This window comes from Pseudomonas sp. FG35 (genome assembly GCF_057809295.1).
Genome location: NZ_JBMDJR010000018.1, coordinates 1 through 13,007, shown reverse-complemented (window position 1 = coordinate 13,007; position 13,007 = coordinate 1). Strand labels below are relative to the sequence as shown.

Here is a 13,007-nt window from a genome sequence, read left to right as displayed (position 1 = left end):
AGATTTTACATGCCCAATAATGATCGTCTGCTGGTGCAGATCCTGTTGCTGGTGCTGTTTGGTGCCAGTTTCTGGGTGATGGCGCCGTTCTGGTCGGCGCTGTTCTGGGGCGCGGTGCTGGCGTTTGCCAGTTGGCCGCTGATGCGCTTGCTGACCCGCTGGCTCAATGACCGGGAATCCCTCGCGGCGCTGTTGCTGACCATGGGCTGGATGCTGCTGGTGGCGGGGCCGCTGGTTTGGCTGGGGTTCAATCTGGCCGATCACGTGCGCGATGCCACGGCGTTCATCAAGGATGTGCAGGTCGACGGATTGCCTGAGGCGCCGAGCTGGCTGGGCGGCGTGCCGTTGGTGGGTGAGCGTCTTGTCGGGATCTGGAACAGCATCGATCAGCAGGGTGCGGCCCTGATGGTGACTGTAAAACCTTATCTGGGGCAGGTCGGCAACTGGTTGCTGGCGCGCAGTGCGCAGATCGGCAGCGGGATTCTCGAGCTGACCCTGAGCATTGTCTTCGTGTTCTTTTTCTACCGTGACGGGCCGCGACTGGCGGCGTTCGTGCACAGTCTGCTGGAACGCCTGATCGGTGATCGGGCTGGTTACTACATCGATCTGGTGGCCGGTACGGTGCAGCGGGTGGTCAACGGGGTGATCGGTACAGCGGCGGCGCAAGCGGTGCTGGCGCTGATCGGTTTCCTGATTGCCGGGGTACCGGGGGCGCTGGTGCTGGGGATCGTGACGTTCCTGCTCAGTCTGATTCCGATGGGACCGCCACTGGTGTGGATTCCGGCCACGGCGTGGCTGGCCTGGAAGGGCGAGTACGGGATGGCGGTGTTTCTCGGGATCTGGGGGACGTTCATCATCAGTGGCGTGGATAACGTGCTCAAGCCGTATCTGATCAGCCGGGGCGGGAATCTGCCGTTGGTGATTGTGTTGCTTGGGGTGTTTGGGGGGCTGATTGCGTTTGGGTTTATCGGGTTGTTTATTGGGCCTACGCTTTTGGCGGTTGCTTATAGTTTGTTGACGGATTGGAGTAAGAGTCAGGCTCGGGTTTGAGGCTTTGGACTTGGCGGCCTTTGGGCCGACCAGGCTCTTTGGGATTGGGTGAATATCCGTTTCTTCGGGTGTTGCCGCTGGCGGTTTCGCTTTTACAGCGAGTCCCTTTTGGCAAACGCCCCAAAAGGAACCAAAAGGGCTTGCCCCAATGTTCGGCCCCTCGCTGAGGCTCGGGGTTCCTTCGCTCCGGGATTCATCCGGGGGCATCGCCTACGGTTTGCTTCGCTGCACCTCCTCTCGATGCATGCGGCTGCGCCGCACGGTCGCTGCGCTCCCACCCCCGGATAAATCCCTCCACTCAGCCTTCCAACGGGGCCGGTACGTCAAAAGCGGTACTCGAGCTAACGCTCATTGTGTTGAGTGGTGGGAAGCCAAAGCGAAAGCAGATTCTGGTGCTGGTGCCAATGTCGATGCAGGAGCAGGAGCAGGAGCAGGAGCAGGAGCAGGAGCAGGAGCAGGCGCGGGGGGCGGGGGCATTAGTGAACTTATGTGTTTCAAAACCCGAGTTCACCTCGGTATTTCACGTCGGCGTACTTCTCCCAAACACCTCGGTCAGTCCCCTCTCCCTCCGGGAGAGGGTTAGGGTGAGGGCGCTTTGTTGACACACCGCCAAGTCAAAGCAAACCACTTACCCCGTCCAACCTCAGTCGTCCCTCAAATCCTCACCCAATCTCAAGTCGCGACATTCAAATACTTGCCCACCGACGCAGTGTTTTCGAGCGAGTACTGCTTGCTCAGATTGGCAATCATCCGGTTCAGCGCCTCGGTAGTGGTTTGAGTATTGCTGGCGGTCTGTTCGTCATCCGGGCGTTCGCGACCTGCATGCAGTGCAGCTTTCAGTTCGTCGCTGCTGACGCCTGCGCTGCTGTCGCTGTCCAGCACTTTGAGCAGGGCGGCGGCGTTGTCGGTGTTGTTCGATGAGGTGCTGTCGCTGGCTTGCAACGCACTGTTCAACTCGGTGACGCTGCCGTCGCCGTCGCCGTCGCCGTCGCCGTCGCCGTCGCCGTCGCCGTCGCCGTCGGCATCGAGCTGGCTGAACAGTTCGTCGCTGGTGGCTTGAGGGGGCGGGGGCGGTGGGGTGAGGCTGGCGGCGAGTTCGTCCTGGCTGACGACGCCGTCTTCGTTTTTGTCCAGGGCCGAGAAGATTTTGCTGCTGTCGGCGGTGCTGCCGGCGCTGGTCAGGCCGTTGCTCAGTTCGTCGCTGCTGATGGCGCCGTCGCCGTCGGCGTCCAGGGCGCTGATCAGGGCGTCGGCGAGTTCGGTGTTGGGGGCCTGGTCGCCTGGGGGCGGTGGAGGTGGGGCCATGGCGGTCATTTCTTCCGCGCTGAGGCTGCCGCTGGCGTCGCTGTCCAGATCGCCGAATTGTTTGCTCAGGCTGACCAGCAGGCCGTCATTGGACTTTTGTGACAGGGCACTGCCCAGTTCGTCCTGGTCCACGGCGCCGTCGCCGTTGCTGTCGAGCTTGGCGAACAGTTCCTTTTGCAGTTGCTGGCTGCGGGCGTTTTGGGTGGAGGTGCTGCTGGTATAGCTCGTGTAGTTGCTGACGCTACCGATCATCGGGCTCACTCCTTGGACTGGAAAACCGGTGGGTGTACCGGCTTATGCAGCCTCAAGGTGCAAGGTGTCGTGGGTATGTGAGGTTTGTACCGGCTGGTACACAGTCGGGCTCAGCGGCGAGGCAGTTGGATCACGGCGGTCAGGCCGCCGCCGGGTGTTTCTGCCAGGGTCAGTTGTCCGCCCTGACGTTGCGCCGCTTCCCGGGCGATGGTCATGCCCAGACCGACGCCGCCGGAGTTGCGGTTGCGTGAGCCTTCGAGGCGGAAGAACGGCTCGAATACGGCTTCGCGCTTGTCTGCCGCGATGCCCGGGCCGTGGTCGATGACGCGGATCAGCAGTTGTTCGCGTTGGTCTTGCAGTTCGATGTGCGCTTGGCCGGCGTAGCGCAGGGCGTTGTCCATCAGGTTGTTGATGCATGAGCGCAGTGCCATCGGTTGCACTTGCAAGGGTGCGCAGTGGCCGCTGACCTGAACGTCGGCGCCTTGATCCTGGGCGTTTTCGCACAGTGATTCGACCAGCGCCTGCACGTCCATCAATTGCAAGGCTTCGCTGGTGCGCTGTTCGTGCAGGTAGGTGAGGGTGGCGTCGAGCATGCCGATCATGTCGTCCAGATCCTGGCGCATCTGGCCTTGCAGCTTGTCGTCGTTGATGTTTTCCAGGCGCAGTTTCAGCCGCGACAGCGGGGTGCGCAGGTCGTGGGAGACGGCGCCGAGCATTCGTGCCCGCTGCTGCACCTGTTCGCGGATGCGGTGTTGCATCAGGTTGAACGTGTGTGCGGCCTGCCGGGCTTCCCGGGGGCCGGTTTCGTCCAGCGGCGGGCTGTCGAGGTCTTCGCTCAGGCGCTCGGCGGCATCGCTCAGGCGCTGGATCGGCCGGGTCAGCAGCTTGGCGCCGTACCAGGCGGCGATGATCAGCGAGATGAACTGGAAGGTCAGCGGCACGATCGGCCCGCCGAACCAGGGGCGCGGTGGACGGGGCGGGTAGCGTGGATCCTGAGCCGGCTGTTGACCGTCGAGGTTTTGCGAGAACTCCGGCGGCGGTGGCGGGGGTGGCGGGCCGTAGAGGCGGAACCAGGCAAAGGCTAGCAGGTGCGCCAGGACGATCGCCACCAACAGCATGCCAAACAGGCGGCCGAACAGCGTGTCGAAGCGCGCCCGCATCAGCCGATGTCCCGGGCGTCGAACAGGTAGCCTTCACCCCGTACGGTCTTGATCAGTTGCGGGGCTTTCGGGTCGTCGCCGAGTTTTTGCCGCAGACGCGAGACCAACAGGTCGATGCTACGGTCGAAGGCTTCGATCGAGCGGCCACGGGCGGCGTCCAGCAACTGTTCGCGGCTGAGCACCCGGCGCGGACGTTCGATGAACACCCAGAGCAGGCGGAATTCGGCATTGGACAGCGGCACCACCAGGCCATCGTCAGCGATGAGCTGGCGCAGGACGCTGTTCAGGCGCCAGTTGTCGAAGCGAATGTTCGCACGCTGTTCGCTGCGGTCGTCGCGCACCCGACGCAGAATCGTCTGGATCCGCGCCACCAGTTCCCGTGGTTCGAACGGTTTGGCCATGTAGTCATCGGCGCCCAGTTCCAGGCCGATGATCCGGTCGGTGGGTTCGCAACGGGCGGTGAGCATCAGGATCGGGATGTCGGACTCTGCCCGTAGCCAGCGGCACAGCGACAGACCGTCCTCGCCGGGCAGCATCAGGTCGAGCACCACCACGTCGAAATGTTCGGCCTGCATCGCCTGGCGCATCGCCGCGCCGTCGGTGACGCCGCTGGCGTGAATGTTGAAGCGGGCCAGGTAGTCGATCATCAGTTCGCGGATCGGCACGTCATCGTCGACGATCAGCGCGCGGATGCTCCAGCGCTTGTCGTCTTTCTGCTCGTCGTTCACGGAGGCTTGGGAGTTGTGCATGAGGCTGTTCATCTGCCAGTAGGCCGCCAACCACAAAGATAGGCTGCGAGGTTGTGGTTTCAGCATAGGCGTCCGGCCGTGAGGCGGGAAGGGCTGCTGTAAGGACTTGTTGCGGCTGGCGAGGCTAGCGCGGGCGCATGTTGTCGGCGTGTCGGTTGTGTATCGGGTTCGACACAATACCCTGCAAGGCTATGCTGATCACGGTTGGCGCGACGATTTACCGATCATCGGGTGCCGCGCCGCCGCCGGTTCCGCTACAATGCGCGCCGATTTCGACTTGCCTGAGAGCCCACCCATGTCCGCCTGCCAGACTCCTATCATCGTCGCCCTGGATTTCCCTACCCGTGACGCCGCACTGAAGCTGGCCGACCAGTTGGACCCGAAGCTGTGCCGGGTCAAAGTGGGCAAGGAACTGTTCACCAGTTGCGCCGCGGAAATCGTCGGCACCCTGCGTGACAAGGGTTTTGAAGTATTCCTCGACCTGAAATTCCACGACATTCCCAACACCACGGCGATGGCGGTCAAGGCTGCGGCCGAGATGGGCGTGTGGATGGTCAACGTTCACTGCTCCGGCGGCCTGCGCATGATGGCGGCCTGCCGTGAAGAGCTGGACAAGCGCAGCGGCCCGCAGCCGTTGCTGATTGGCGTGACCGTGCTGACCAGCATGGAGCGTGAGGATCTGGCAGGTATCGGTCTGGACATCGAGCCGCAGGAGCAGGTGCTGCGTCTGGCGGCACTGGCCGAGAAGGCCGGGATGGACGGTCTGGTGTGCTCGGCGCTGGAAGCCACCGCGCTGAAAACCGCGCACCCGTCGCTGCAACTGGTGACCCCGGGGATCCGTCCGGCGGGCAGTGCGCAGGACGACCAGCGTCGCATCCTGACTCCGCGTCAGGCGCTGGATGCCGGCTCCGACTATCTGGTGATCGGCCGTCCGATCAGTCAGGCGGCGGATCCGGCCAAGGCCCTGGCCTCGGTGGTTGCCGAACTGGCCTGAGCGAACAGCTGAAGCATCAAAGAAGGGAGCCCGATGGCTCCCTTCACTGTTTTCAGACTTTCAATACCAGTTTGCCGAAGTTCTCGCCGCTGAACAGTTTGCCCAGGGTTTCCGGGAATGTTTCCAGGCCTTCGACGATGTCTTCCTTGCTCTTGAGCTGACCCTTGGCCATCCAGCCGGCCATTTCCTGGGCGGCGCTGGCGTACTGCGCGGCGTAATCCATCACCACGAAGCCTTCCATCCGCGCGCGGTTGACCAGCAGCGACAGGTAGTTGGCCGGACCTTTGACGGCTTCCTTGTTGTTGTACTGGCTGATCGCGCCGCAGATCACCACGCGCGCCTTGAAGTTCAGGCGGCTCAGCACCGCGTCGAGGATGTCGCCGCCGACGTTGTCGAAATACACGTCCACGCCTTTCGGGCATTCGCGTTTGAGACCGGCGAGCACGTCTTCGCTTTTGTAGTCGATGGCGCCGTCGAAGCCCAGTTCATCGACCAGGAACTTGCACTTGTCCGCGCCACCGGCGATCCCGATCACCCGACAGCCTTTGATTTTGGCAATCTGCCCGGCAATGCTGCCGACCGCGCCCGCTGCACCAGATAACACCACGGTATCGCCGGCCTTCGGTGCGCCGACATCGAGCAGGGCGAAGTAGGCGGTCATGCCGGTCATGCCCAGTGCGGACAGATAAACCGGTAGCGGTGCCAGTTTCGGATCGACCTTGTAGAAACCTTTTGGCTCGCCGAGGAAATAATCCTGCACGCCAATGGCACCGTTGACGTAGTCGCCGACGGCAAACCCCGGATTGTTTGACGCGACGACTTTACCCACGCCCAGTGCGCGCATGACTTCGCCCAGACCCACCGGCGGAATGTAGGATTTGCCTTCGTTCATCCAGCCGCGCATGGCCGGATCGAGGGACAGGTATTCGTTCTTGACCAGAATCTGCCCCGCCGCCGGCTCGCCGACCGGGAGTTCCTGATAGGTGAAGGTCTCGCGGGTGGCGGCGCCCGCCGGGCGTTTGGCGAGCAGGAACTGACGATTGGTCTGGTTGGTCATGACTGGCACTCGAGTTGAATGAAGCCTTGTTGATAGACCTTCATGAGCGATGCCGCAAGGTTGGCTCACGGGGCGAATGCAGGCCGATCCAGTACGGTGATAGTCGATCCATGGGTTTCATCACTGCGATTCATGCAAGCCTAACCGGCCTTTTGATAGTGCTGACGTCACTCAGGCCCCTGTGGCTATGCTGCCTTCATCAATCCCCCCGCATTCGAGGACATAACAATGAGCATGACGTTTTCCGGTCAGGTAGCCGTCGTCACCGGCGCGGCCAACGGCATCGGCCGCGCGACGGCCCAGGCGTTCGCCGCCGAAGGTCTGAAAGTGGTGGTGGCCGATCTGGATGCGGCCGGGGGCGAGGGCACCGTGGCGCTGATTCGTACAGCCGGCGGCGAAGCGACCTTCGTGCGCTGCAACGTGACCGTCGAAAGCGAAGTGAAGAATCTGATGGACGAGGTGATCAATACCTACGGCCGTCTCGACTATGCCTTCAACAATGCCGGGATCGAAATCGAGAAGGGCAAACTGGCCGAAGGCTCGATGGATGAGTTCGACGCGATCATGGGCGTCAACGTCAAGGGCGTGTGGCTGTGCATGAAGTACCAGCTGCCGTTGCTGCTGGCTCAGGGCGGCGGGGCGATCGTCAACACTGCATCGGTGGCTGGATTGGGCGCTGCGCCGAAGATGAGCATCTATGCCGCCTCCAAGCACGCGGTAATCGGTCTGACCAAGTCCGCCGCCATCGAATACGCCAAGAAGAAAATCCGCGTCAACGCCGTATGCCCGGCGGTGATCGATACCGACATGTTCCGTCGCGCCTATGAAGCGGATCCGAAGAAAGGCGAATTTGCCAACGCGATGCACCCGGTCGGCCGTATCGGCAAGGTCGAGGAAATTGCCAGCGCCGTGCTGTACCTGTGCAGTGATGGTGCGGCGTTTACCACCGGCCATTCGCTGGCGGTGGATGGTGGCGTGACTGCCTTCTAAGGTGGCGTCGGCTGGTACAAAAAGGACCCGCTCATCGGCGGGTTTTTTTTCGCCTCGGGAGCGGTTTTGTGAATCCGCTAAACAATGTGTTTCAAATGGTTAGAACGGAGGCTTTTGACGGTTTTGTCGCACAGCCCGAACGGAGCGGCTGTGATTTACTGCCGCCAGCAAAACGGACGGGAGTTTGCGTGCTCATGGAATTGAGAATTGACCGACAGGCGATGGTGCCGGTTGTACAGCAGATTGTTGACGGGTTGACCGAGTGGATCGTGCAGGAACAGGTGCCGCCGACGACGCGGCTGCCCTCCGTACGACAGATCGCTCGACGCAATCTGCTCAGCCAGTCCTGCGTCATGGAGGCTTGCGAGCGTCTGGTGGCGCAGGGAATTCTGGCGTCGCGCCAGGGCTCGGGATTCATGGTGGCGGCGTTGTTGCCGGATTATTGCCGGGGGAGTAATGGCTCCGAGGCAGGCGACGAGCAGCACGGTCGCGTTACGCAATCGCCCTGGCGCGGCGGATTGAAGCTGGGCGCTGGTGTCCTGCCGGAGAGTTGGCGTGAGCCGGATGATCTGAGTTATGCGATCCGACAGGTGGCGCGCGCCGATATGGCCAGCCTGTTCAACTACAACGACCCCCTCGGTCTTCCGGCGTTGCGGGAGCAGATTGCCAAGCGTCTCGGATTGCTGGATATCAAGGCCCTCGATGAACAGGTGCTGACGACTGCCGGTGCCAGCCACGCTCTGGACCTGATCATGCGGACCCTGTTCAAGGCCGGCGATTGCGTGGTGGTCGAAACGCCCGGACATGCGCCGCTGTTCGAACTTTTGCGCTTGCACGGCATTCGCATGCTGGAGGTGCGCCGCACTCCGAGCGGTCCGGACATCGAAGCGCTCGAGGCGTTACTGCAACAGTTCAGGCCGACAGCGCTGTTCATCAACAGTCATCACCACAATCCCACGGGCAGTTGCCTGGCGCCGGCGGTGGCGCGACAAGTCTTGCAATTGAGCAGAACCTACGATCTGCGGGTGATTGAAGATGATGTCTACGCCGATCTGCACAATGGCAGCGGTACTCGTCTGGCCGCGCTGGATGACGGGGAGCGGGTGATCTATGTCGGCAGCTTTTCCAAGACGCTGAGCAGCTCGCTACGGGTCGGTTTTGTCTTGGCCAGTGACAAACTGATCGAGCGTATGGCGCGGGTCAAGATGATCAGTTGCATGGGCACCTCGAGGTTCTGCGAGGCGGTTCTGGCCGGATTGCTGGCCAGTGGTGCCTATCGAAAACTGGTACAGCGTCAGCGTCAGCGACTTTCCACTGATCGTGTGGCTGCCCTTCAGGCGCTGGAGGACGCTGACTGGGAGGTGTTCGGCAAGCCCACGGGCGGCCTGTTCATCTGGGCACGTTCGCCAGTGGCCGATGAGACACGTTTGCGCGGGCATGCTCTACGCTGCGGTGTTCAGTTGTCCTGCGCAACGTCGTTCAGTCCCAGTGGCGAAGCCTGCGACTGGCAGCGGATCAACGTGGCTTACGCCTGTGATCCACGGGCACGGCAGTTTTTTCGCGATACAGCCATGGATCGACCTCGAACGTTCTGAAAACGACGCGTGCGTAGCTTTTTGCCATTATTCCGACGCCAGAGACTTGTGCTGGTTCAAGGCCGTTGCGAATCTTCGGCAACAGACTATGGCAGGGGGCTACGCGCAATGATTTCGGCCGTGCAAGGACGTTTTGCCAACCTCGGTATGGCAAAAAAACTGGGTATCGGGTTTGTGTTGGTGTTGTTGCTGACTGCACTGGTGGCGGCGATTGGCGTCTGGTCCCTGCAAACCATCAGTCAGCGCTTCGACGGCCTCAAGCAGATGTCATCGCTCAACAGTGGCTTGCTCAAGGTGCGGCTGCTGGAGCAGGACTACGCCTTGCACGGCAACCCGAAAACCGTCGATGCCTTGCACGAAGGTGTGGACGGTCTGATTGCCATGGCCAATGGGCTCAAGGCGCAATCCTCGGCGAATGTGCCGGTGATGAGCGACGTAGAACAGTCGCTGGTTGCCTATCGCAAGGCGTTTGATGAATTCGTCTCGTTGTCCCAGGCCAAGGACCTGGCGCTGGAAATGGCCAGTTGGTCGGTGTCCAGCGTCGCCAACAATCTCGATGTGCTGCAGGCCGGTCTTGCCGATGACGGCGCGTACACCCTGAAAGACAGCGAAGGCAAGGACGGGGCGCAATTCATCGAGCAGGCTGGCCAGGTCAGCCAAGTCTCACGCTTGATGTTGCAGGCAATGAACGAAGCACGGGTACGTCTGGATCAAAGCCGCAAGGGTGATGACAGTGCAGGTCAGGGCAATATCGAGCAGGCTGCCCAAGCTCAGGCCCAGGCCGAGCAGCTCAAATCCACGGTCAAGGACGAGGGTTACCTGACGGTGCTCAATGAAGTGTCCGGGCACATTGCCGGTTTCAGCGACAAGCTTGCCGAGTACACCGGGTTGCTGGCTCAGGAAAAGACTGTCTATCAACAGTTGCACCAGCGGGCCGATGAAGTCGTGGCGCGGGTCGATCAGGCCTATGTCGCGCAAGACGGCGCGATGCAGGGCGAACTGAAAAAGAATTCGGTGCTGATCATTGGCTCGTCGGCGCTGGCGTTGCTGGTCGGGCTGATCGCGGCGTGGGTGATCACCCGACTGATTGTGGCGCCGTTGCGCAGCGTGATTCATGTGGCGCAACAGATTGCGGCCGGTGATCTGAGTGCAACGATCGAGGTCACCCGGCGGGACGAAATCGGTCAGTTGATGCTGGCCATGCAGCAGATGGGCGCGGGTTTGAGCACGATTGTCAGCGGGTTGCAGGCGGGGATCGAACAGTTGGCGAGTTCGGCGCAATCGCTGTCGGCGGTGACCGAACAGACCAACCTTGAGGTCAGCAGCCAGAAAGAGGAAACCGAACAGGTCGCCACGGCCATGAACCAGATGACCGCCACCGTTCACGATGTGGCGCGCAATGCCGAAGAGGCGGCGCTCGCGGCGCAGACTGCCGATGGCAAGGTTGAAAGCGGTCAGCAGGTGGTGCGTCAGAGCATGGCGCGGATCGAGCAACTGGCGGATTCGGCGACGTCGGCCAGTTCGAGCATCGAAAGCCTCAGTGCGGAAATCCAGAACATCGGCACGGTGCTGGGTGTGATCAAGAGTGTCGCCGAGCAGACCAACCTGCTGGCGCTCAACGCGGCGATCGAAGCGGCGCGGGCGGGCGAGCAGGGCAGGGGCTTTGCGGTGGTCGCCGATGAAGTGCGGGCGCTGGCCCGGCGCACGCAGCAGTCGACCGAGGAGATCGAGCGGCTGGTCAGCGCCTTGCGCTCGGCGGCGCATTCGTCGGTGCAGCAGATTCAGAGCAGTGGCGAACTGGTGAAGCTGGCGGTAAGTGATGCGTTGCAGACCGAGAGTGCGTTGGGGAGTATTGCGGCGGCGGTTTCGTTGATTCAGCAGATGAACCAGCAGATTGCGGCGGCGGCCGAGGAGCAGAGTTCGGTGGCCGAGGAGATCAATCGCAGTGTGACGAGTATTCGGGCGAGTGCGGATCAGTCTTCGATTGCCATGCGGGGGAATGCGGCTTCGAGTGTTGAGCTGGCGCAGTTGGGGAGTGAGTTGCGGGGGATGGTGGGGCACTTTCGGCTTTGACCTTGGCGGCCTTTGGGCCGACCAGGTTGTTGGTTGTTTGGGGTGAATATCCGTTGCTTCGGGTGCTGCCGCTGGCGGTTTCGCCCTTACGGCGAGTCCCTTTGGCAAACGCCCCAAAGGAACCAAAGGTCTGGGCCCCTGCGTTCGGCCTCTCGCTGAGGCTCGAGGTTCCTTCGTTCCGGGATTCATCCGGGGGCATCGCCTACGGTTTGCTTCGCTGCACCTCCTCTCGATGCATGCGGCTTCGCCGCACGGTCGCTGCGCTCCCACCCACGGATAAATCCCTCCACTCAGCCTTCCGATGGGGCCGGCACGCCAAAAGCGGTACTCGAGCTAACGCTCATCGTGTTGAGTGGTGAAAGCCAAAGCCAAAGCCAAAGCCAAAGCCAAAGCAGGAGTCGAGTTGCATGCGTTTCAAAAACCGAGTTCGACTCGGTATCTCACGTCGGCGTACCTCTCCCAAACACCTCGGTCAGTCCCCTCTCCCTCCGGGAGAGGGTTAGGGTGAGGGCGCTTTTTATTTTGATCTTTCCCGCTACCAATAAAAAAGCCACCTCTCGGTGGCTTCTCTCTCTGACTGCACTCAGTCGTAAATCACTTTCTTCTTCCAGTCCGCGTCAGCCTCGACATCTTTGAGGCCGGCGGTCAGCTGGTTTTCTTCGCCTTCGACCGGGGCGATCTTGTCCATGACCTGGGCGTTGGCGCGGGCCAGGAGTTTTTCCAGGTATTGGAGTTGTTCGGCGTAGATTTGCGGGTCTTGCTGTTTGCGCAGGTATTGCACGCCGCGTTCGAAGGCGAGGCGGGCCTGGCCGGGTTGGTTTTGCTGGAGGGCGTGTTGGCCTAGGTTGTTGAAGAACTCGATGTGCAGCAGTACGAGGATGTGGCGTACTTCGCGGATCCAGTGTTTGGCTTCGTTCGGTGGCAGGAAGCCGTCCTGGGCGGCGCGGGTGATCTGGCCGTGGAGGGCTTCGAGGAGGAAGCGGACGTCTTTGGCCTTGGCTTCGGTCTGGATCGGGGCTGGTGGGTTGTTGACCGGGATCGATTCGCCCTGGGCGACCAGGGCGCTGAGTTCGGTGATGCGGGCCTTGGTGGTGGCGCTGGTCTTTTCCAGGTTCAGCAGGCGCTGGCAGACGTTCAGCTCAAGGCGGGTCAGCAGCAGCTTTAGGGCCGGGGTCATGAACTGGCCGGGGAAGGTTTCGGTCAGTTCGCCGCAACGGCGCAGGCGGTCGTTGAGTTCGACCTTGGTGCGGGCCTTCTCCAGTTTGGTGTTTTCCACCACATGGTTCATGTAGCCAATGGCGATCAAGATTGCGATCCCGGCTATGACTAGCAGGGTGATCATGAGTGGTGTCACCGGTAAGACCTCTTTATAGGGTTCGCGTGCGAGTGTAGTGGCTTGGCATACAGGAGCCTAGCGCCGCTCGACGGGTTTGGATCGGCGAAGCTGTATCTGTATCGGCCAGGAACCGGCTTATATAAATGCTGGCCCTTGGGGTGCAGATTGCCATCACCTGTGCCGTGGACTATAACGCCTTGGCGAGTGTCGGAATATAGGCGTCAATCGTCGGGCGACGCAAAACCCGGAAACGGTGCGTAAAGCAGGTCGAAGTCATTGATTTAAATAAATTTATATCTGGGGGTTGACGACCTTTCAATCCATCCATAGAATGCGCGCCACTTGCAGCGTAAAGCACACAGCGAAACGCGGCAGGGAGTGAATGTTGTAGTGTGTCCCCTTCGTCTAGTGGCCTAGGACACCGCCCTTTCACGGCGGTAACAGGG

The 13,007-nt window shown here is 61.4% G+C and carries 10 protein-coding genes and 1 pseudogene; 6 read left to right on the top strand and 5 right to left on the bottom strand.

Annotation, left to right across the window (positions count from 1 at the left end; all coding sequences use genetic code 11):
- Positions 1-9 precede the first annotated feature (9 nt).
- Complete coding sequence (locus ACODTD_RS25640) at positions 10-1,050, top strand: AI-2E family transporter (RefSeq protein WP_221615389.1); 1,041 nt, start codon at positions 10-12, stop codon at positions 1,048-1,050.
- 672 nt (positions 1,051-1,722) lie between these two features.
- Here the strand turns inward: ACODTD_RS25640 and xopAW are convergent.
- The 3 genes from xopAW to ACODTD_RS25625 all read right to left on the bottom strand — a co-directional run bounded on the left by xopAW (position 1,723) and on the right by ACODTD_RS25625 (position 4,516).
- A complete protein-coding gene (gene xopAW, locus ACODTD_RS25635) occupies positions 1,723-2,607 on the bottom strand; it encodes a XopAW family type III secretion system calcium-binding effector (protein ID WP_489105347.1) in 885 nt (294 codons plus the stop codon).
- Between the two features lie 110 nt (positions 2,608-2,717).
- Positions 2,718-3,767, bottom strand: coding sequence for a sensor histidine kinase (locus tag ACODTD_RS25630; RefSeq protein ID WP_221615391.1), 1,050 nt, complete (start codon positions 3,765-3,767; stop codon positions 2,718-2,720).
- Positions 3,767-4,516 (bottom strand): response regulator, encoded by a 750-nt coding sequence (locus ACODTD_RS25625; RefSeq protein ID WP_039772900.1) that lies wholly within the window; start codon positions 4,514-4,516, stop codon positions 3,767-3,769. The genes ACODTD_RS25630 and ACODTD_RS25625 overlap by 1 nt, the downstream gene beginning before the upstream one ends.
- Positions 4,517-4,811: 295 nt before the next feature.
- Between ACODTD_RS25625 and pyrF the strand changes: the two genes are divergently transcribed.
- Positions 4,812-5,510 carry an orotidine-5'-phosphate decarboxylase gene (gene pyrF / locus ACODTD_RS25620; protein ID WP_007960372.1) on the top strand — a complete coding sequence of 233 codons (699 nt, stop codon included), beginning with the start codon at positions 4,812-4,814 and terminating at the stop codon, positions 5,508-5,510.
- Positions 5,511-5,562: 52 nt separating this feature from the next.
- Here the strand turns inward: pyrF and ACODTD_RS25615 are convergent, their stop codons facing one another.
- A complete protein-coding gene (locus ACODTD_RS25615; protein ID WP_011335465.1) occupies positions 5,563-6,567 on the bottom strand; it encodes an NADP-dependent oxidoreductase in 1,005 nt (334 codons plus the stop codon).
- Between the two features lie 228 nt (positions 6,568-6,795).
- Here ACODTD_RS25615 and ACODTD_RS25610 point away from each other — a divergent pair, with 228 nt between their 5' ends.
- The 4 genes and pseudogenes from ACODTD_RS25610 (at position 6,796) to ACODTD_RS25595 (ending at position 11,225) form a co-directional block, all read left to right on the top strand.
- Positions 6,796-7,557: an SDR family oxidoreductase gene (locus tag ACODTD_RS25610; protein ID WP_007917441.1), complete on the top strand. Its 762-nt coding sequence runs from the start codon at positions 6,796-6,798 to the stop codon at positions 7,555-7,557.
- A 194-nt stretch (positions 7,558-7,751) separates the two neighbouring features.
- Positions 7,752-9,152, top strand: a complete 1,401-nt coding sequence (locus ACODTD_RS25605) for an aminotransferase-like domain-containing protein (protein WP_011335464.1) — start codon at positions 7,752-7,754, stop codon at positions 9,150-9,152.
- Between the two features lie 108 nt (positions 9,153-9,260).
- Positions 9,261-10,364 (top strand): annotated as a pseudogene (locus tag ACODTD_RS25600) (HAMP domain-containing protein); the annotation flags it as partial.
- Complete coding sequence (locus ACODTD_RS25595) at positions 10,344-11,225, top strand: methyl-accepting chemotaxis protein (RefSeq protein ID WP_371921047.1); 882 nt, start codon at positions 10,344-10,346, stop codon at positions 11,223-11,225. The pseudogene ACODTD_RS25600 and the gene ACODTD_RS25595, both read left to right, overlap by 21 nt.
- Positions 11,226-11,808: 583 nt before the next feature.
- On the opposite strand, the gene ACODTD_RS25590 is transcribed toward ACODTD_RS25595, so the two are convergent.
- On the bottom strand, positions 11,809-12,567 hold the full coding sequence (locus ACODTD_RS25590; protein ID WP_011335462.1) for a hypothetical protein: 759 nt from the start codon (positions 12,565-12,567) through the stop codon (positions 11,809-11,811).
- Positions 12,568-13,007: the final 440 nt, after the last annotated feature.